Consider the following 19,702-nt stretch of genomic DNA (forward strand, 5'->3'; position numbering starts at 1 on the left):
CCCGTTGTTATTTCTTTCTGTTCGCACCCCAATGCACGACCTTGGACTCGCACCAGCGCACGATCCCGTGCAGCACGATGCCGAGCACACCGAGGATGATCAGCGCGGCGAACACGCCGGCGACATCCGACACCGCTTGCGCCTGGGTGATCACGACGCCCATGCCACGCTGCGCGCCGAGAAACTCGGCGACGATGGCGCCGAGCAGCGCGTACACCACCGCCATGTCGAGGCCGGCAAAAATGAAGGGCGCGGCGTTGGGCAGCTTGACGATGCGATAGGTCTCGAAGCGCGAGGCCGACAGCGAGCGCATCAGGTCGATCCGCTCCGGCTCGACGGCGCGCAGGCCCGTAAAGCTGTTGATCAGTACCGGGAAGAACGACAGCAGCGCCGAGATCGCGATCTTCGAGCCGTCGCCGAAGCCGAACCAGATCACGACCAGCGGCGCGATCGCCACCTTCGGCAGGCTCTGCAGTGCGAAGGCATAGGGCATCACAAGACGCTCGATGGCTTCGACTTCGGCCATCAGCGAGCCGATCACGAGGCCGAGACCGACGCCGATCGCGCAGCCGGCGGCGGCGTTGCTCAGCGTGCTCCACAGCGGCAGATAGTAGCCGAGCGGGCTCGCCGGGCTGACGGCAAGACCGGACCACAACGCACGGATGACGGCCTCGGGCTTCGGCAGGATGTAGGACGGGATGTTCAGCAGCTTGACGGCGGCGATCCAGCTCAGGATCAGCACGGCGAGACCGATCCACGCGATCGGCGATCCAAGATTGAAGCGGCGGCGCGATTTTGTCGGCTGGGTCATGGCGGGCGCGGCGATGTTGGCGAGATCAGTCATGACCGTGCTCCTGGGCGTTAAGCAGTCCGCGGACCTCCTTGGCGAGCCGCGCATAGTCCGGATGCAGCACGATGTCGTCGAACGTCCGCGGCCGCGGGATCGGGACGTGGAGATCGGCGAGGATGCGGCCGGGGCGGGCCGACATCACGATGACGCGGTCGGCCAGGAAGATCGCCTCGGAGATCGAGTGCGTGATCAGCAGGATGGTCTTGCGGTTCTCCTGCCAGATTCGCTGCAGCTCGAGGTTCAGCCGCTCGCGCGTCAGTGCATCCAGCGCGCCGAACGGCTCGTCCATCAGCAGGATTTCCGGATCCCGCGCGAGCGCGCGGCAGATGCCGGCGCGCTGCTGCATGCCGCCGGACAGCTCGTAAGGATATTTGTCGCCGAAATCGCCGAGGCCAGTGACGGCGAGCAGACGCTCGATGCGGTCGCCGGCCGGCGCGTGCTGGCCACCGACGCGCAGGGGCAGCCCGACATTGTCGCGCACCGTCATCCAAGGCAGCAAATTGGCGGCCTGGAACACGACGCCGACCTTGCGTGAGGGACCGGCGACCTTCTCGCCGTCGAGCAGCAGGCGCCCCTCGCTATAGCTGTCGAGACCCGCGAGGAGACGCAGCAAGGTGCTCTTGCCGCAGCCGGACGGACCGACGACGCAGACGAATTCGCCCGGCTTGATGTCGAGGGAGATGCGGCTCAGCGCATGCACCGCCGCGCCGGAGGCGGAGACGTAGGTCTTCGAGACCTGGTCGATCGCGATCAGCACATCGTCCGGCGCAGCGCGCCGGGGTGCGGTCTCGACATCCATCATCAGCATGAGCGTCCACCCGGAATCTTGTTCGTTGATTTAGCCACGGCAGCCGGGCCTGGCCTGGCTGCCGGGTCGTCGCAAACTCAGGCCGCAGCCTGCACCGTCAATCCAGCCGCGGCCACCGCGGCGCGGATCGCGGCCATCTCATCGGCGCTCGGCGCATGCGTCGGCGGACGCACGGTGGCGTCGCGAATGACGCCGGCCACCTGCATCGCGGCTTTCATGCGGCCATGGGCCTCGCCGGTCGGCTCGCCCGCGCCATACACCGCGTCCTTCAGCGGATCGATCATGCTTTGCAGCTTCATGGCGAGCTTGAGATCCCCGGCGGTGACGGCGGTGAACAGATCGTGGATCAGGTCTGGGATCAGCGAGGCGAAGCCGACCAGCGCGCCGTCGACGCCCTGCACCATCGAGGCCAGCAGATATTCGTCGTGGCAGGTGAGCAGCGCCTTGTGCGGCGACGCCGCGCGAATCGCCTTCAGGTCGCGGGCATATTTGTTCATCTCGCGGGTGCCGATCTTGAACGCCTGGACGTGATCGAGGCGTGCGAGTTCGGCGAGCAGCTCCGACGAAAACGAGGCGCGCGTCCAGGCCGGATAGACGTGGACGATCAGCGGCAGCCTCGTCGCCTCGCCGATCGCGCTGAAGTAGTCGAGGCAATGCTCGCGCTTGAAGCCGAAGCGCAGCCAGTGATGCGGCGGCATGATGTCGAGCGCGGTGGCGCCGGCCTCCTTCGCCATCAGCGCATGCTCGATGCCGTCCTTGATACCTTCGCAGACGACGGAGGAGATGGTCGGGCAGATGCCGGTGAGCGCCTTGGCGACGATGCGCGTGACCTCCGCGCGCTCCTTGGCGGTGAGGCTGAACACCTCGCCGGTGTGGCCGTTGGTCATGATGCCGACGATGCCGCGGCGCTTGCCGAGCCAGGCCGCATAGCGCGTCAGTTCGGCCTCGTCGATCGAATGGTCGGCGTTGAAGGGGACGGCGATCGCCGGGATGATCCCCTTGAAGTTGGTCATGACGCTCATGTCGGGTTCCTCGTGAGTTCTGGTGTTATCGGTTGGAAACGGTGGCGGTGGCGCCGCCCATGGCTTCGAGCGCGCGCGACAGCTGCGCGGCAGCGCGCAGCAGCGGCGCCACGCCCATGCGCTCGAACGCCTCGGCCGAGATGCGCATGGTCGGCGCCGCGACGCTGATCGCGGCGAGCGGCACGCCGTCGCGATCGACCACGGGAGCCGCGAGCACGCAGAGCCCCGGCGCGTTTTCCTGGTTGGACAGCGCGTAGCCGGCGGTCTTGACGTGGCGCAGGCGCTGCAACAGCGCGTCGAGATCGGTGATCGTGGTCTCCGTGCGCTTGATGCGCGGCTGCGCCTCGAGCACCTCGATCTGCGTCTCCACCGGCAGCAGCGCCAGCAGCGCCTGACCGACAGCGGTGGAATAGACCGGCGCGCGGCTGCCGATGCGGACGTCGACGCCGAGCCGGACGAGGCCGGCCTGGATGCGCTCGACATAGACGATGTCGCTGCCGTCGAGCACGGCGAGCGAGGCCGCCTCGTTCATCTCGCCGACCAGACTCCGGAGAATTGGCCGCGCCTGGTCGCGCAGCTCGGAGCGCGCGATCGCGTTGAAGCCGAGGTCGAGGCATTTCAGCGTCAGGCGGAAGCGGCGGGTGTCCGCGACCTTCTCGACATAGCCGAGCATGACGAGCGTGTTGAGCAGGCGGAACGTGGTGCCCTTGTCGAGCCCAGCGCGGCGCGCAACGTCTGCGAGCACCAGTTCGGGCTCCTCGCTGGTGAAGGCGTTGAGCACCTGAAAGCCCTTGGCCAGCGACTGCACGACGCTTTTCCCGGCCTTGGTTTCCTCGTCCACGGGAGGCTCCGACGTTTCCTGCTTGACGCCCGTCTCAATGGCGGGCATTTTCGGCTTGCTAAGGTTCGGATTGCGAACTATAGTTCGTATATTCAAGCTGCGTTATCGACCCCTGTCAAGGGGCACGCCGTGCGCATGGCGCTCGCCTGCCGCTTGAAATTCGTCTCCGCCGCATGATCTCTCCCCGACGCGCTGCGCATCCGGCGGCGCCTGCAGGAGACCCGCGTGAGCGTTGCATTCACCAAGGAGGAGAGCGCCGAGACGGCTGCGGAGACGATGCTGCCGGACCGGCCGGTCTCGCCGCATCCGAACCTCGTCACCGAGGCGGGACTTAAGGCGCTTCAGGATCAGCTTCATCAGGCGCAGGCGGCCTACGAGGCGGCGCAAGCGATCGAGGACGTCAACGAGCGCCGGCGCGAGCAGGCGCTGCCGCTGCGCGATGCACGCTATTTCTCGGCGCGGCTGCGCACCGCGCAGGTGATGCCACCGCCCGCCTCCACCGCGACGATCGCGTTCGGCAGCACGGTGACGTTCCGGCGCGGCGACGGCCGCGTGCAGACCTACGCAATCGTCGGCGAGGACGAAGCCGACCCGAAGCTCGGCATGATCTCCCACGTCGCGCCGGTCGCGCGGCTGCTGATGGGCAAGGCGGTCGGCGACGTGATCGAAGCATCGGGCCAGGAGCTGGAAATCCTGAGCATCGCGTGAGCGCTCAACGCATCAGGTGAGCTTCCGCCATGCGCATCGGCATCATCTCGGACACGCACGGCCTGCTCCGCCCGGAAGCGGAGCAACGCCTCGCCGGCGTCGATCACATCATCCACGCCGGCGACATCGGCCGTCCTGAGATCATCGATCATCTCCGCGCCATCGCACCGGTCACCGCGATCCGCGGCAACATCGACGGTGCGGAGTGGGCGAAGGCCTATCCTGCGACCCAGACCGTCGAACTTGGCGGCAGACGCTTTCACGTCGTGCATGACGTCCATGATCTCACAATCGATCCGGCCGCCGAGGACATCGACATGGTCATCTCCGGCCACTCGCATCGCGCCCGCATCGAGACCCGCAATGGCGTGGTCTACTTGAATCCCGGCAGTGCGGGACCGCGTCGCTTCAAGCTGCCGATCACGCTGGCGACGCTCGATATCTCCTCGGGCAGTCTGTCGCCGCTGATTCACGATCTCGGCGGCGGCTGAATGGCGAGAGGGCGCCCAGGGGCGCCCTCCGCAACTGATTAGGACCACCGCGATCAGAAGCGGTCGGCGAGCGCCATGCCGGGATCGCTGAACGAGGCACGGCCGGTCTCGATGTGGCCGGCGACGCGGCGGTAGAAGCTGTCGTCGGTGTCGCTGGTGACGACGAAGTCGTACCACAGGCCGGACTTGCGCAGATGCCAGTACAGCTCACCGTGGCGGCCGGGCGCGAAGACCTTGACGGTCCACGACGTCGACGGGCCCCCATGGCTCGGGCCGGGGAAGAAGCTTGGCGCGCCGAAGCCGAAACCGGGAGCGTCGGGATCGGGAGCTCTGCGGAAGCCCGGCACGTTGCCGAAGCCGACGGGATGGAAGCCGGGCTGTGGCCCGAAGCCGGGACATTGCGGCTCCAGCGCGGCCGACACCGAGGCGGTGACGGCCTGCAGCGGCCCATAGATCTCGTTGGACTTCACCGTGAAGGTCACGCGGGCATGGCCGTCGTTGCGCAGCTGCATGTGCAGGCCGCCCTCGAAGACGTTGTAGCCGACGAAGATCTCGGGATTGGCGGCGTTCGACGCTCTGACCTTGTCGAGGTCGCCCTTGAAGTGGCGATGGAAGCCGTTCGGGCCGAGCACCCAGAGATCATAGAGGCCGTCAGGGCCGACGCTCCATTCGTCATCCAGCATCTTGCCGGCCTCGACGGTGTAGCGGCGCGGGATGAGGTCGAGGTGCTGCTTGTCGTAGACGTGGAACACGGCGCCGGCGAAGCCGGTGTTGGCGAACAGCAGCTTCACCTTGCCGGAGGCAGCATCGACCTTCGCGGTGGCGTGCAGGATGTAGGGCAGCGGGCGCGAGTAGCGCGCGCCGGTCTCCTGGAACAGCGGCTGCGGCGTGGCGGGCGCGACCGGCGCCGGCAAGGTCTTCTGGTGCGCATCCGACGCCTGCCAGTTGCTCTGGTCGGGCAGCTCCGGGAAGCGCGGATCGTTCGGGCTGGCGAAATCGAACGCCGAGGTCAGATCGCCGGAGACGGCACGATGCCAGGGGCTGATGGCCTCGACCTTGATGCCGAAGCGCTTCTCCAGGAAGCGGCCGACCGAGGTGTGGTCGAACACCTGCGAGTTGACCCAGCCGCCCTTGCTCCAGGGCGAGACCACATACATCGGCACGCGGGCGGAGAGGCCCCAGGGCCGGATGTTGCCGCTGATCGTGTCGGTCGCCGTCAGCACGTTGCCGACGGTGTTGGAGAAATATTCGCCGTCGAGCGGCAAGGTCGCCTTGCCCATCAGTCTGCCGTTGACGTCGTAAGACGGCACGGCGGGAGCCGGCAGATGATCGAAGAAGCCGTCGTTCTCGTCGAAGGTCAGGAAGAAGACGGTCTGGCTCCAGACCTCGGGATTGGCCGTCAGCGCCTCCAGCACCTGGTCGGTGAAATTGCCGGCGCGGGTCGGGCTGCCGCCGCCGGGATGCTCGGAGTTCGCCTGCGTCGGCAGGATCCACGACACCTGCGGCAACGTGCCGGCCATGACGTCGGCCTTCAGCCGGTCGAGATAGTCCGGGCCGCCGGTCAGGCCGTGGACATAGTTCGGATCGTTCGGCTGCGCATGACGGAAGCTGGAGAACGCGAGACAGCCGTGCATCGCGCCGGTCCAGTTGTCGTTCATGTCCTGATAGATGTGCCAGCTGACGCCGGCCTTGTTCAACAGATCCGGCAGCGTGTCCCAGTTGAAGTCGCTGCCGACATATTTGTAGCTCGCCTGCGGCTGCGGCTGGCCCGCGACCCAATTGTGCGGATTCGGCCAGCAGCGCAGATTGTTCGGCTCGGAATCGTTGGTGGTGGAGTTGATGCCCTGCGCGCGTAGCGCCGGATTGAAGTTGGAGCCGGACCAGAACACGATGCGGTTGGGATCGGTGCCGGTGGTGATCGAGGCGTGGTATGCGTCGCAGATCGTGAACGCCTCGGCGAGCGCGAACTGGAACGGGATATCGTCGCGGCCGAAATAGCCCATCGCATAGGGCGTTTTGTACTTCGCCCAATAGCCCATCTTGCCCTGATTCCACGCCGCCTGGCTGTCGCCGAAGGAATGCGGCGTGCCGTAGCCGACCAGCGCGTTGGAGGTGGTGGAGTCGCGGTGATAGGGCGGGATCTCGCGGGTGCCGTCGGACTGGAACCAGACCGGCTTGCCGCTCTCCAGCGGGATCGGGAAACGGTCGCCGAAGCCGCGCACGCCGCGCAGCGTGCCGAAGTAATGGTCGAACGAGCGGTTCTCCTGCATCAGGATGACGATGTGCTTGACGTCCTGAATGGTGCCGGTCCGGCGCCGCGCCGGAATGGCCAATGCCTGGCGGATGCTGGCGAAGGTGGCAGCCGCCGTGGCGCCTGCGAGAAAGTCGCGACGTGTTGTCATGATGTTCGGCCTTCTGAAATCCTGAAGAGGACATCGGCGGCGGCCGGGCAACGGCCTCCGCCTGGGAGCGGCCGAAGGGGTAGCAGTGCGACTTGACGTCGCTGTGAAATATTTATTTATGATCGGATTCACGATGAGATTTTCTCAGTCGAACGCATGAGGCGCGCGTGACGGGTTCCACCTTCAGCTCCGGACCGGCTGCGACCGGCATTCTGTCCCGCGTGCGGGAGCTGCAGAACGAGCTGCCGCCGAAGGCGCGGCAGATCGCGGAGCTGGTGCTGGCCCGGCCGGAGCCGTTCATCCACATGTCGATCACCGAGGTGGCGGAGGCCTGCGGGGTCAGCGAGGGGACCATCGTGTCGTTCTGCCGGCGGGTGGGCGTGCGCGGCTTCCAGGAGCTCAAGATCATGCTGGCGCGGGACCTGATCGAGCCGGTCCGGCTGATCCAGGAGGATTTGCATCGCGGCGACGATCCGGCGACCGTCACCGACCACATCTTCGCCGCCCATGCCGCCTCCTTGCAGGAGACGCGGCGGCTGCTGTCGATGGACGCGCTGGCGCAGGCGACGCGGCTGCTGCGCGAGGCGCGGCGGATCGAGATCTACGGCATCGGCAGCTCGGCGCCGGTGGCGCAGGATCTGTCGTATCGGCTGCTGCAGCTCGGGCTCGCCGCGAATGCCATCGTCGACTCCCATGTCCAGGCCGTCAGCGCCGGGATGACCGGGCCTGAGGTCGCCACCGTCACCGTGTCGCATTCCGGCAGCACGGTCGAGACGGTGCTGGCGACGCGTCTCGCGCAGTCCGCCGGAGCGCGGACCATCGGCATCACCCGGCTCGGCAAGTCGCCGCTGGCGGCGCATTGCGAGGTGCTGCTCTACACCGTCGCCAACGAGACGCGCTACCGGCCGGAGGCGATGAGCAGCCGCGTCGCGCAGCTCGCGATCATCGACACGCTGGTCAGCTGCTGCGCGCTGACCGACACCGAGCGCTCGGTCGAGAAGCTGCAGCACGCGGCGCGCATCCTGTCCGAGAAGCGCTACTGATATCCGCAGCCCGCGCGCGAACTAATAGTCCTTCAGCAGCCGCTCGATGTAGTCGAGCTCGAGCTGCGGCCGTGACTGGTCGCCGAGGCGGCGGCGCAGTTCTTCCAGAATGCGCCTCACGCGCTGGACGTCGATCTCGCCCGGGATCTTCTGCGAGAAATCGTCGATGTCGCGTCCCGGATGCATCGGACGGCCCAGCGGATCGGTCTGCTGCGCGCCCTGCTGGCGGCCGGCGCGCTGGCCGGGGCCGTCGCCGGGCTGGTCGCCGTCGCCCTGCTGCATCGACTCGGCGAGGCTCTTGGCGCCCTTGCGCAGCGCATCCAGCGCCTTGCCCTGCGATTCCACCGCGCCGTCGGCGTTGCTGTCGCCGAGCTGGCTGCCGGCATCGCCCATCGCGCCGTCGGCCTCGTCGAGCCCGTCGCCGCCATCGCCCTGCTCGCCCTGATCCCCCGGCTCGCCTTGCTGGCCCTGCTGCCCCTTCTGGCCTTTCTGACCCTTCTGTCCCTTTTCGCCCTTCTGGCCCATGCCGCGCTTGGCGAGCTGCTCCTGCAGCTGCTTCAGCCGGTCGCGCAGCGCCTGCTGGTCCTGCTGCAAATCGCCCATGCTCGGGTCCTGATCGCCCTGCTGACCCTGCTTGCCGCGGTTGCGCCGGGAGTCCTGGCCCTGCTTGAAGGTCTTGTCGCGAAGCTGCTGCTGCTTGCGGATCATGTCGCCGAGCTCGTTGAGCGCCTGCTCCATGTCCTGGTCGCCGCCCTGGCCCGGCTGCGCCATCTGCAGATTCTCCAGCATCTGCTGCAACTGCTCGAGCAGCTCGCGGGCGCCCTCCTTGTCGCCCTGGCGCGACAGCCGCTCCATGCGGTCGATCATGTTCTGCAGGTCCTGCTGGCGCAGCACCTTGGTATTCTGGTCGAGCGGCCGCTGCGCCATCTGCGGATTGTTGCGCAGCTGCTCGGCGAGCTGGCGCATGTAGTTGTCCATCGCCTTGCGCAGGTCCTCGGCGAGCTTCTTGATCTCCTCGTCGCTGGCGCCGCGCTCCAGCGCCTGCTTCAGCGCGTCCTGCGCCGCGCGCAGTGCCTTGTCGACGTCGGAGATGTTGCCGTCCTCGATCGTGACCGCGAGCGCCCACAGGCTGGCGACGACCTCGCGCAGCGCATCGTCGGTGCGCGCGGCCTCGAGCTGGCGCGTCACCGACTGCAGGCCGAGATACTGGCCGAGCTCCGGCGAGAACAGCTCCGGCGCGATCGCCAGCGCATCGAGCGCGGTGAACACGTCGCCATTGCGGTTGCCGTCGAGCGCCAGGATCCGCCGCTGCTCGATCAGCGCCCGCGCCAGCGGCTTGGTGAACAGCCGCTCCGGCAGCCTGGTCTCGAACGGCTCGCTGGTGCCCTCGTTGCCGGCCTCGTCCTTGGCCGTGAGGGTCAGCGTGACGTCGGCGCCGGCATAGGGGTCTTCGCTCAGGTCCTTGACGGTCTGGCCGAGGCCGTTGCGGGTGCGCGCGTTCGGCAGCACCAGCGGAAACTCCGGCGGCTGGAACAGCGGCCGCGCCGCGGGCGCGTCCGGCTTGGTCTCGGCGGCGCGCGCGGCAACCTTGGCGCGGGCTTCGGTGACGCCGTAATCATCCTCGATCTTGTAGGACAGTTTCAGCGATCCCCGCGCCTGGCGCTCGGGGTCCTTGGCCATGCTGATGACCGGCGGCTTGTCCGGCGTGGCCGCGAACACCCATTGCGGCTGGCCCGAGGGCGCGCGCACATGCACGGTGCCGTCGGACTTGATGACATAATGCTTCTCGGTCGTGCCCTTCGGCGCGGCTTCGCCGGCGGCGACCTCGTTCGCCGCGGCCTCGGTCACGCCGCCGCCGGTGATGACGTCGAGCGTGCCGCCGCTGGAGCGGATGATCAGGGTCGAGCCCGCGGGCACCACGATCGGTCCGTTCGCCGGCACCGCGCCTTCCTTGTTGGCGGCGGACAGGATGATCGGCGGCTTCGCGGTGTAGAGCGGCGGCTTGACCCAGGCATCGACGCGGATCGCGACCGGCGTCATCACGCCGTTCCAGTCGAACGCCGAGGCGATGCGCATCGGTCGCTCGTCGCCGGCGGCAAACCAGGTCGCGACCAGCAGCACGACGACCAGCGCGCGCACCGCCCAGGGATCATGCAGCAACAGCCGCGGCCGCGGCGTGCCGGCGCGGATGCGCTTGACCGAAGCCAGCGTGCGCTCGCGCTGCGCCTGCCACAGCGCCTGCGCGATCGGATCCTTGCTGGTGAGCGTGTCGGTGAGCGCGGTGGCCGGGCGATGCGCGATGCCGGAGCCGCGATCGAGCCGCGACAGGCCCTCCTCGCGGCTCGGCCAGCGATATCTGAGGATCGGCACGGCGGCGCCGAGCAAAAGCAGCAGGAACAGCGACACGCCGATCATGCGCGCCGCGAACGGCAGGCCGAGCCACAATCCGGCCCAGGACACGATCAGGAACAGGCCGATGACCATCAGCAGCCGCGCGAGATGCGGCCAGCCGCGCTCCCAGGCGATGGCATACCGCGCCCGCTTCAGCGCCTGCGCCAGCTTCAGCCGCGCAAGGCCGTCGCTGGAAAGCCCATCGCCGGGACGCCCATCGGGAGTGCTGCTTGCCGGCGAGGCCGGCTCGTTCGTGAGGCCGCTCAACAGTCTCTCCAGGTTGCCCGGATGTTCACCCTACCACAAAGGCATCCATGAGGCACGCACCGTGCCAAGTCTTTCCCGCCTGCGCACCCGCTTCACACGGGAGTGTGACCGGCTGGGTTCCCGGGGAGTTACGGGGCGGCATCTGGGGCCTCATGGTTCGAGACGCGCCGAAGGCGGCGCTCCTCACCATGAGGGTTGGCGTCGAGCCCAGCGCTGCAACTCAGGAGACAACCCTTCGCCCCTCACCCTGAGGAGCCCGCCGCAGGCGGGCGTCTCGAAGGGCGAGGCCCGCACTGCCAACCAAGCTCGCAAGCACATCCGTTCTCGCGACGCCGTCCGCGCCCGAGTGATGCCCGACTTCTCACCCTCCTCAAACAGAGGGCGCAGGGAAGGCCAGGTGCCGGCTGGCACCTGCGGTCCGCGTGCAACAAAAAAGCACGCGGCAGAACCACAGGCTCAGCCGGGATCACCCGGCCTTCCCTGCGCGATGGTGTTACGAATTATACGCGCTCTTCCCGGGGACCGGCTTGTTGGCCCCGTCGCGGACGACACGTCCTCGCCCACTTGGCATCAGCACCGGGATGCCAGAACCACGCGACTTCCTCGTCGCACCGGGATCGTTCGTCCGCGCGAGCAAGCCCGCGCTGCGTCCCCATGCGCCCACCGCATCCCGCACCCGACGTCCGTGACGATCGCGAAGCGCCCCCTCTGTGGGACGGGATGCGAGGGAGTAGAGCATGATTTCGGATATGGCGCAATCTCTTTTTTTAGACCCACCGGCGAACGCCTAGCTTTTTCCAGGCCATCCTAGGAGTCGCAAGACGTGCTCCAAAGGAATGTGAGCGGGCGCAGCAACTGGAATCGGTTGGCCGCTACCGTGATTCATCGGAGTGAAGCCGCGTCAATTGCGGCCCTAGCGAACTACTAGTTTTCACCGGAACCGCGGAGGGTTCGACGCGGTGCAGCCGTCACGCCAAATGCGCGCTCACGACGGTGGGCAGTTCTCCCCTCTGGGTTGCAAAGCCAATGGCATTGTATATGAATGGTCTATTACTGTAATGATAAGGACAGTCAAATGTCGGAGATCGATTTCTCTCAACAGCCTTTTCACGCTACCGAATTCATCGAGAATCCCGAGAACAGGTGTCCCGTGATCCTCGTCCTGGACAATTCGGGCTCGATGACTGGCGCCCCGATTCAGCAATTGAACGATGGCCTACAGGCGTTCCGAGATGAACTAGTAGCCGACAGTCTTGCCGCAAAGCGCGTAGAGGTGGCGATCGTAACTTTCGGCCCTGTGAGAATAGAAGTCGATTTCGTATCGGCTCAGAACTTTTATCCGCCAAGAATCGAGCCAGCAGGTGCGACACCGATGGGAGAAGCCATCGAGCAGGCTATCAACATGTTAAAAGAGAGAAAGGCCATATACAGATCGGCGGGCGTCAAAAACTACCGTCCCTGGGTGTTTCTAATCACGGACGGAACTCCTACGGATTCAGTATCGCGGGCCACTCAACTCGTCCACGAGGGGGAAGCCTCAAAGTCATTCATGTTCTACGCCGTGGGAGTCGAAGAGGCAGATTTCAACACGCTGCGCGCCATCGCAACTCGTGAGCCTTTGAAACTGAAAGGTCTTCAATTCAAAGAATTCTTCCAGTGGCTGTCTGCTTCGCTCTCCTCGGTATCCAGGTCTAATCCAGGCGACCAAGTGCCTTTGCAAAACCCAACGGCCCCAAATGGTTGGGCGACGGCGGGATGACCAGTATCGAGTGGGAATGGGTATCAGCAAGCGCTGTTGGCACGTCCCACCAAAAAATCAATAGGGGCTGTGACGATTCTGGCGCATGCCTTTTCGTTCACGGAGACCACGAACCTGCTCTCATCGTCGCTTGTTCGGACGGGGCTGGCTCAGCTCAACATTCGTCAATAGGCGCTCGCATTGCCGTCCGCGCGTTTTGCCGCAACGCGCGAAACTACTTAAAGTGCGGCGGGACGATTGGAAACATTTCTCGAGACATAGCAAGCGACTGGCTCGACGACATCCGTGGACGCATTGAAACGGTTTCCCAATCGCTAGGGCTCTCTCGTCGCGAGTTTGCGGCGACCCTTGTAGGGTGCGTTATTGGACAATCGGAGGCAACGGTCCTGCATGTGGGAGACGGAGCAGCAGTTCACCGCTTAGCCAATTCGCAAGAGTGGGAGGTTTCAAGTTGGCCTGCTCACGGCGAGTATGCATCCACAACATATTTCGTCACGGACGATCCTGAGCCGAAATTCAGTCTAAATGGGATAAGTGGCTCAGTTTCGGAACTCGCCGTCTTCACGGACGGCATTGAACATCTTGTTTTAAACTTCGCAACAAAGCGCCCGTTCGATCCATTCTTTAACCAAATGTTCTCCGGCTTCAAACCTTTCGGAACGGGGCGAAATCGGAATTTGTCGTCACATCTAAGAAATTATTTGAGAAGCCCCGCTCTCTGTCAAAGAACTGACGACGATAAAACGCTCTTACTTGCGCGCCGAAAAACCCATGTCGCGCCTTAAAAGCATATTCGATCGACAGAAGAAGGCCGTTGTACTCGGAAAACTGCTTGGCCGAGGCGGCGAAGGAGCGGTGTTCGAAGTCGTCGGTTCACCTGATCTAGTTGCGAAAATCTATCATCCCGAGAAAGCCGAAGAGCGCAAAGAGAAGATTTCCGCAATGATCGCGGCGGACATTCAGTCGCGCGTCAGCAATGCAGCATTCCCAATATCGGCCTTATTCGACGGCGGAGGAAAATTTGCTGGGTTCACGATGCGACGTGTCGGCAAACAAAAGCCGGTCCATGAACTGTACTCGCCCGCGAGCCGACGAAATGAATTTCCCAATGCCGACTACAGGCTGTTAGTACGAACTTCCCTAAACATCGCCAAAGCAGTTGCGACTGTACATGCGGCCGGATGCGTTATTGGCGACTTGAACCACTCTGGTATATTGGTCGGCGACGATGCGACCGCTACATTGATCGACTGCGACTCCTTTCAATTCGCCAGGGACAATCGGCTGTACTTTTGTACAGTTGGCGTTCCCGACTACACGCCACCCGAACTGCAAGGACGGCCGTTCGCAACCACAGTTCGGACGCAGAACCATGACGCATTCGGCCTAGCCGTCGCCATCTTCAGCCTGTTGTTCCTCGGCCGGCATCCGTTTGCGGGAAGATATCTCGGAAAAGGCGAAATGCCTGAGGAACGGGCTATCGCGGAATACCGTTTCGCGTATTCATCCGACAGAACGCGGACGCAAACCGAGCCACCGCCATTTGCACCGACGTTGTCTTATCTGCCTGCGGATTGCGCCGCTGCCTTCGAGACATGCTTCGGCCCAAGGGGCCTGCACAACGGCCGACCGAAAGCCGCAGATTGGGTGTCGCTACTGCAGAAGGCAGAGTCGCAACTCATCTCGTGTAGCACCTCTGCGGCTCACTTTCATTTCTCGTCCGCACCGAATTGCCCCTGGTGCAAGCTTGAAAATGCATTCCCAGGATTCATTGCGTTTCCGCTGCCTCTCGCCGTCAACACTGCCACACCAGCCGATCTTGGGCAGCTGATTGCGGCAATACGTGGAATTAGTGATCCAGGCCCGGCGCAGGCACTGAACGGTTCCATGCCAGTTGTGCAGAGCTTTCCGAGCGCTCAGAACAAGGGAGCCCTCGACAGCTCAGCGACGCAATTCATATGGGCAACCCTCGGCGGCATTTTGGCCAGCATAATCTTGCGAATGGGAGCCGTTCCGCCCGCCGTAGGCATTCTGGCGCTTGGCTTATCTGGTTACTTCGCGCTTCGTAGCCCAAAGCGGCAGCACGCGAACACTCCTCGCTCTCACCAGCTCAAAAAACTCTGGGATCAAATTGAGCAGCGATACCGAAAGGATGGAGATAACTCCCGGTTTAGCGACGCCAGACGGAACGCCGAGCTACATATTCGCGAGTACAATGAGCTCCCTACTGAAGAATCTCGTTTGCTCGCAGAGCTTGCTCAGAAGCAGCGAGACTTCCAGCTAAAGCGCTTTCTTGAGCGCTTCACTGTCGTAAGCGCAAAAATAAAGGGCGTTGGTGATGGCAAGAAGGCCACGTTGAGGTCCTATGGGATTAGCACGGCTGCCGATGTTACCAAGCAGCGGATCGAGCAGATTCCGGGTTTCGGACCAGTCACGGCGGGCCAGCTGGTGTCTTGGCGTTCGGGGCTGGAGCAACGATTTTCTTTCAATCCCAGCTTGCCTGTTGATCCAAATGAGATCGGACGGATTCGGTCCAGCATTTTTCAAAAGCGAACATCACTTGAGACCGCGCTCAAGAACGATCTCATTTCAATAAGAACTGTTGCTGCAGAAATTGAGCGATCCAGAAATGAGCTCACCACTCGCGCGCGGTCGATTTGGGTGGAATTGAAACAGGCCGAGGCAGATGAGAAAGTCAGAGTTTTCGGCGATGTTACTGCCCGCCGCTGGGTATTCAGCGTGGCTTGCGTTGCCACTCTCGTGGTGGTTGGCGCGATCGAGAGCCCAAAGACGCCGGCTGCCCCGGCTATCAACGCATCTAGCTCCAGCTCGGCAAATCCGGTGACGCCCGCTACGGTACCGGCAGTTACATCCACCAAGGCTGCGAGCACTTCAAGTGTATCGGCTCCGACACAGCTGACACCAGCGCTAAACCCCACACCTTTAGGACCTGCTAACAATCTGGGGACGTTAGCCAGTCCGAGTGGCGCGCCTCAGCCGACGCTTGCACAAACACAACCCTACACACTTGATCCTTCTGACCAAACGAGAGCAATTCCCGGGCTGCAGCCAACCCCGCTGGCTGTTCCGCCGCTCCCCCCCGCACAGGAGATTAAGCCGCTTCCATCTCCTCCGTCCGGATTATCACCCAGCGCCTCTCAAACAGTCCCGGATGACGCTAAACCAGACCCAGCAATCAATCGACTTTCCGAGCTGGGCTATGTGGCAGGTGGCAGTCTCGGATGGGACAAGGACAGCTATACTGCCTTGAGGGAATTCAAGATCATCAACCGTCTGCCGGCCGATACCCAGCTAGATGTTGTAACTGTCCAAACCCTAAATTCGTCTCGAGCGATCGGGCGGACCAGATCGTTTCTTGGGAGCTGGGCCGCGGACCCGGGTTGCTTGCAAGGAACTCAACTCAATATCTCTGTGCGCGAAGCACACACGGACGGCGGAACATGCACGTTTGATGCGTTTCTTCCGAGCAGAGTGGGCTGGACAGTACGAGGTCATTGCCAAGTCGGGGCAGACAGATGGCCCGCAACTATCACCTTGACTGTCTCAGGTAAGTCTTTGGTCTGGTCGAGCGCTAAAGGCAAAGCGACGTACTATCGATGCGGATAATCGGAGGATAGAATGGCAGTCTGCTATCTCTGTGGTACGCCTTTAAACAAAGGTCAGGGGATTCGCAGAACTGTGCGGACAGGAACGAGCGTTGCCGGGCTCTCTAGTTTCGCGCCGACCCTGTTAACGATAGTTATTTACGCGCTTTTGGGCATCAAGCAACCGTCCATAAGAAGCTATTTTTCGGTTCGAACTCTTTGCCCGTCTTGCGTAAAGCGTGTGGATGCTCGGCGAGTAATTCTAAATGGAGTTTTGCTAGCCGCTGGCGGCGTCGTTTTGACTTTTATCACACTGACGTTTCTCAGATGACGAGCGGGACTGCCTCTCACGGCCAAACCGGCGCCCCCTCCAGCCCCGCCGTCTCCGGTAGCCCGCACATCAGATTCGCGTTCTGCACCGCCTGCCCGGCGGCGCCCTTGCCGAGATTGTCGACGACGCCGAGCGCGATCACCAGGTTGCGGTCGGGGTCGGCGGCGTAGCTGACGAAGGCGAGGTTGGAGCCGGTGGCCCATTTGGTCTGCGGCGGCGTGTCGGTGACGCGGACGAAGGCGCTGTCGGCGTAGAAGCGGCGGGCGGCGTCGAGGCATTGCGCCGTGGTGGCGCGGCCGCGGGCGTAGATGGTGGCGAGGATGCCGCGGGTCATCGGCACCAGATGCGGCGTGAACACGAGCCCCGTGGCGCTGCCGCCGCTGAGGCGCGCGATCGTGCGTTCGATCTCGGGCATGTGGACGTGCCTGAGCAGGCCGTAGGGGATCAGGTTCTCGTTGCTCTCGGCGTAGCCGAATTTGCTGTCGCCGCCGCGGCCGGCGCCGGAGATGCCGGTCTTGGCGTCGATCACGATGTTCTCGGGCGAGATCAGTTGCGCGGCGAGCAGCGGCGCCAGCGGGGTCAGCGCCGCCGCCGGGAAGCAGCCGGGATTGGCGATGCGGGTCTTGCCCGCGATCTCGCTCGGCCAGACGTCGGCGAGGCCGTAGGTCCAGCCGTCGGCGTAGCGGTGGTCGCCGCCGATGTCGACGATCTTCACGCTGGCTGGCACGCGCGCCAGCGCCTCCCGCGAGGCGCCGGTGGGGAGCGAGGCCATGAGCACGTCGAGCGGCGGCAGGCGCGCGGGGTCCCACTTCTCGATCACGAGATCGGCGAGTTTTGCGGGCACGCCGGGGAAGCGCTCCGCCAGAAGCTGGCCGGCGCTGCCCTCGCCCGCGGCATAGACCAGCTCGAACGCGGGATGCCCCGCGACCAGGCGCATCGCCTCGCCGCCGCCAAAACCGGAGATACCGACGATGCCGACGCGAATGCTCATGGGTGGGGTCCTATTGGTGGAGCGGAAGAACTCTAGCTTGGCGGAAGCTGCGTAGGTGAGAAAGCAGAAGGCCGGTCTGCCGGCGATATTCGTTGTTGGCTGGATGATTGATGCCTAAGCAGTAGTCAATTGAAGCAGAACTCCAGATAATCCGAACAATATCGCCAATGACACTGATAGAGCCAAACGCCTACGGCGCCGTTGGCATCTCTCAGAAAGAGCGGGATGTAAGAGCGCTAACAGAGACAATGTGGATCTGCTCACCAAGTCCATGCTCTGGCAATGATCTTCCCGCCACTCCTTGAAAAACATTGTCTGTTGGTAGGCTGCCACGATCAGCATCGAAGCTGTTCCAAGGAATAAGGAGAGGTCAGCTATCGAAAGCAACGCCTTCATCCCTCAACGATCCGCATTCTGTCGAGTTGCCGTGCCTAAGACCGCGCCATAGGCGACTCAAGTCACGGGCCACCACGCGCAAACAACTTGCCCTCACAGCCACGGCGCCGGCGTGTCCATCGCGATCAGTTGCTCGACCTCGATGCGCGGGCGGATCACGGCGGACTGGTTGCCCTTGACCAGCACCTCGGGGACGAGGGCGCGGGTGTTGTAGGTGCAGGCCTGCACGGCGCCGTAGGCGCCTGCGGTCATGATGGCGAGGAGGTCGCCGGGCGCGGGCTCGGGCAGCGCGCGGTCGAGGGCGAGGTAGTCGCCGCTTTCGCAGACCGGGCCGACGACATCGGCCACGAAGGCGGGCGCGTTCGGGGCGGGCTGCTTGACGGGGAGGATGTCGTGATGCGCCTCGTAGAGCGTCGGGCGGATCAGATCGTTCATCGCGGCGTCGATGATGACGAAGTTCTTGGCCTCGCCGTGCTTCACATAGATCACCTTGGCGACGAGGATGCCGGCATTGCCGACGATCATGCGGCCGGGCTCGAACATCAGCGTGCAGCCGAGATTGTGCGAGACGCGCTTGACCATCGCGGCATAGGCGGCGGGCTCCGGCGGCACGGTGCGGTCGAGGTGATAGGGGATGCCGAGGCCGCCGCCGAAATCGACATGGGAGATGTCGTGGCCGTCGGCACGGAGCGTCTGCACGAACTCGGTGAGGATGCGGAACGCGGTCTCCATGGGGCCGAGATCGGTGATCTGGCTGCCGATATGGACGTCGACGCCGGTGACCTTGATGCCCGGCATCTTGGCCGCGCGGGCGTAGACACGGCGGGCGTGATCGAGCGGAATGCCGAACTTGTTCTCCGACTTGCCGGTCGAGATTTTTGCGTGCGTGCCGGCATCGACGTCCGGATTGACGCGGATGGAGATGCGGGCGGTGTGGCCGGTCTCCACGGCGAGGCGCGCCAGCAAATCGAGCTCGGGCTCGGATTCGATGTTGAGGCAGTGGATGTCGGCGGCGAGCGCGGCGCGCAGCTCGGCCTCGGTCTTGCCGACGCCGGAGAACACGATCTTGCGCGAGGGGATGCCGGCCGCCAGCGCCCGCTTCAATTCGCCGCCGGAGACGACGTCGGCGCCGGCGCCGAGCTTCGCCAAGGTGCGCAGCACCGACTGGTTGGAATTGGCCTTCATCGCGTAGCAGATCAGCACGTCCTGGCCGGCGAAGGCGTCGGCGAACACGCGGTAGTGCCGCTCCAGCGTGGCGGTCGAGTAGCAGTAGAACGGCGTGCCGACGGTGGCGGCGAGTGTGGCGAGATTGACGGCCTCGGCGTGCAGCACGCCGTCGCGGTAGTCGAAATGGTTCATGGGTTCGTGTCCGCGCGCGGGGCTGCGAGATGAGTGATTGTGGCGGCGAATTGCCGGGAAATGGGGTGGAATGTCAAACCCGCGCTGCCACCCTCCCCTGGAGGGGGAGGGTCGACGCGCGGCGCGTCAGCGACGGGCGGCGGGGTGGGGTGAAGCCGCGACGGCGGTGCGCGTGGAGAGATCACCCCACCCCGCCTCGCATTTCGCTTCGCTCAACGCGAGCCGACCCTCCCCCTCCAGGGGAGGGTGAAGCAGCTCGGCACATCCAGGCGCGGGCGATCGCATTCGATGTCGTTCCGGGGCGCGCAAAGCGCGAGCCCGGAACCCATAACCACAGGCTGTCGTGCGGGGCACGCTCGGAGTTGCCGCCTCGCCACCCCGCAGCAGCCTGTGGCTATGGATTCCGGGCTCATTCGCGCTGCGCGCGAATGCCCCGGA

Annotated in this window: 14 protein-coding genes; 6 read left to right on the forward strand and 8 right to left on the reverse strand. The window is 64.3% G+C overall.

Features of this window, described 5'->3' with window-relative positions; translation table 11 throughout:
• Nucleotides 1-7: 7 nt before the first annotated feature.
• The 4 genes from QXZ94_RS21195 to QXZ94_RS21210 form a co-directional block, all read right to left on the reverse strand.
• Complete coding sequence (locus tag QXZ94_RS21195) at nucleotides 8-844, reverse strand: ABC transporter permease (RefSeq protein WP_315722050.1); 837 nt, start codon at nucleotides 842-844, stop codon at nucleotides 8-10.
• Complete coding sequence (locus QXZ94_RS21200) at nucleotides 837-1,658, reverse strand: ABC transporter ATP-binding protein (RefSeq protein WP_315722051.1); 822 nt, start codon at nucleotides 1,656-1,658, stop codon at nucleotides 837-839. The genes QXZ94_RS21195 and QXZ94_RS21200 overlap by 8 nt, the downstream gene beginning before the upstream one ends.
• 77 nt (nucleotides 1,659-1,735) lie before the next feature.
• Nucleotides 1,736-2,680, reverse strand: a complete 945-nt coding sequence (locus tag QXZ94_RS21205; RefSeq protein ID WP_315722052.1) for a dihydrodipicolinate synthase family protein — start codon at nucleotides 2,678-2,680, stop codon at nucleotides 1,736-1,738.
• Between the two features lie 25 nt (nucleotides 2,681-2,705).
• Nucleotides 2,706-3,521, reverse strand: a complete 816-nt coding sequence (locus QXZ94_RS21210; RefSeq protein WP_315722053.1) for an IclR family transcriptional regulator — start codon at nucleotides 3,519-3,521, stop codon at nucleotides 2,706-2,708.
• Nucleotides 3,522-3,746: 225 nt separating this feature from the next.
• Here QXZ94_RS21210 and greA point away from each other — a divergent pair, with 225 nt between their 5' ends.
• Together greA and QXZ94_RS21220 are read left to right on the forward strand one after the other, a co-directional pair.
• Complete coding sequence (gene greA, locus QXZ94_RS21215) at nucleotides 3,747-4,229, forward strand: transcription elongation factor GreA (protein ID WP_315722054.1); 483 nt, start codon at nucleotides 3,747-3,749, stop codon at nucleotides 4,227-4,229.
• 29 nt (nucleotides 4,230-4,258) lie between these two features.
• Complete coding sequence (locus QXZ94_RS21220; protein WP_315722055.1) at nucleotides 4,259-4,720, forward strand: metallophosphoesterase family protein; 462 nt, start codon at nucleotides 4,259-4,261, stop codon at nucleotides 4,718-4,720.
• A gap of 53 nt (nucleotides 4,721-4,773) precedes the next feature.
• On the opposite strand, the gene QXZ94_RS21225 is transcribed toward QXZ94_RS21220, so the two are convergent.
• Nucleotides 4,774-7,122 carry a phosphocholine-specific phospholipase C gene (locus QXZ94_RS21225; protein WP_315722056.1) on the reverse strand — a complete coding sequence of 783 codons (2,349 nt, stop codon included), beginning with the start codon at nucleotides 7,120-7,122 and terminating at the stop codon, nucleotides 4,774-4,776.
• A 167-nt stretch (nucleotides 7,123-7,289) separates the two neighbouring features.
• Between QXZ94_RS21225 and QXZ94_RS21230 the strand changes: the two genes are divergently transcribed.
• Nucleotides 7,290-8,165: a MurR/RpiR family transcriptional regulator gene (locus QXZ94_RS21230; protein WP_315722057.1), complete on the forward strand. Its 876-nt coding sequence runs from the start codon at nucleotides 7,290-7,292 to the stop codon at nucleotides 8,163-8,165.
• A gap of 21 nt (nucleotides 8,166-8,186) precedes the next feature.
• On the opposite strand, the gene QXZ94_RS21235 is transcribed toward QXZ94_RS21230, so the two are convergent.
• On the reverse strand, nucleotides 8,187-10,823 hold the full coding sequence (locus QXZ94_RS21235) for a TIGR02302 family protein (protein WP_315722058.1): 2,637 nt from the start codon (nucleotides 10,821-10,823) through the stop codon (nucleotides 8,187-8,189).
• A gap of 1,075 nt (nucleotides 10,824-11,898) precedes the next feature.
• Between QXZ94_RS21235 and QXZ94_RS21240 the strand changes: the two genes are divergently transcribed.
• Genes QXZ94_RS21240 through QXZ94_RS21245 form a run of 3 tightly spaced genes read left to right on the forward strand, consistent with a single transcriptional unit; the run spans nucleotide 11,899 to nucleotide 16,209 of the window.
• Nucleotides 11,899-12,582, forward strand: a complete 684-nt coding sequence (locus QXZ94_RS21240; RefSeq protein WP_315722059.1) for a vWA domain-containing protein — start codon at nucleotides 11,899-11,901, stop codon at nucleotides 12,580-12,582.
• Nucleotides 12,579-13,367 (forward strand): PP2C family serine/threonine-protein phosphatase, encoded by a 789-nt coding sequence (locus QXZ94_RS34435; RefSeq protein WP_409998762.1) that lies wholly within the window; start codon nucleotides 12,579-12,581, stop codon nucleotides 13,365-13,367. The genes QXZ94_RS21240 and QXZ94_RS34435 overlap by 4 nt, the downstream gene beginning before the upstream one ends.
• Nucleotides 13,354-16,209: a hypothetical protein gene (locus tag QXZ94_RS21245; RefSeq protein WP_315722060.1), complete on the forward strand. Its 2,856-nt coding sequence runs from the start codon at nucleotides 13,354-13,356 to the stop codon at nucleotides 16,207-16,209. Before QXZ94_RS34435 ends, QXZ94_RS21245 begins: the two co-directional genes overlap by 14 nt.
• 325 nt (nucleotides 16,210-16,534) lie before the next feature.
• Here QXZ94_RS21245 and argC read toward each other — a convergent pair whose 3' ends face one another.
• Together argC and lysA are read right to left on the reverse strand one after the other, a co-directional pair.
• The gene (gene argC / locus QXZ94_RS21250) at nucleotides 16,535-17,509 is read right to left on the reverse strand and encodes an N-acetyl-gamma-glutamyl-phosphate reductase (protein ID WP_315722061.1); all 975 of its coding nucleotides are present in this window, start codon (nucleotides 17,507-17,509) and stop codon (nucleotides 16,535-16,537) included.
• A 489-nt stretch (nucleotides 17,510-17,998) separates the two neighbouring features.
• On the reverse strand, nucleotides 17,999-19,264 hold the full coding sequence (gene lysA, locus QXZ94_RS21255; protein WP_315722062.1) for a diaminopimelate decarboxylase: 1,266 nt from the start codon (nucleotides 19,262-19,264) through the stop codon (nucleotides 17,999-18,001).
• Nucleotides 19,265-19,702 lie beyond the last annotated feature (438 nt).

The organism is Bradyrhizobium sp. SZCCHNS2022, from assembly GCF_032377575.1.
Lineage (GTDB): Bacteria > Pseudomonadota > Alphaproteobacteria > Rhizobiales > Xanthobacteraceae > Bradyrhizobium > Bradyrhizobium aeschynomenes.

Bases quoted from the DNA above. Each gene is read 5' to 3' on its own strand.
- QXZ94_RS21195 (WP_315722050.1), bottom strand. From the start codon at position 844: ATGACTGATCTCGCCAACATCGCCGCGCCCGCCATGACCCAGCCGACA.
- QXZ94_RS21200 (WP_315722051.1), bottom strand. From the start codon at position 1,658: ATGCTGATGATGGATGTCGAGACCGCACCCCGGCGCGCTGCGCCGGAC.
- QXZ94_RS21205 (WP_315722052.1), bottom strand. From the start codon at position 2,680: ATGAGCGTCATGACCAACTTCAAGGGGATCATCCCGGCGATCGCCGTC.
- QXZ94_RS21220 (WP_315722055.1), top strand. From the start codon at position 4,259: ATGCGCATCGGCATCATCTCGGACACGCACGGCCTGCTCCGCCCGGAA.
- QXZ94_RS21225 (WP_315722056.1), bottom strand. From the start codon at position 7,122: ATGACAACACGTCGCGACTTTCTCGCAGGCGCCACGGCGGCTGCCACC.
- QXZ94_RS21240 (WP_315722059.1), top strand. From the start codon at position 11,899: ATGTCGGAGATCGATTTCTCTCAACAGCCTTTTCACGCTACCGAATTC.
- QXZ94_RS34435 (WP_409998762.1), top strand. From the start codon at position 12,579: ATGACCAGTATCGAGTGGGAATGGGTATCAGCAAGCGCTGTTGGCACG.
- QXZ94_RS21245 (WP_315722060.1), top strand. From the start codon at position 13,354: ATGTCGCGCCTTAAAAGCATATTCGATCGACAGAAGAAGGCCGTTGTA.
- argC (WP_315722061.1), bottom strand. From the start codon at position 17,509: ATGAGCATTCGCGTCGGCATCGTCGGTATCTCCGGTTTTGGCGGCGGC.
- lysA (WP_315722062.1), bottom strand. From the start codon at position 19,264: ATGAACCATTTCGACTACCGCGACGGCGTGCTGCACGCCGAGGCCGTC.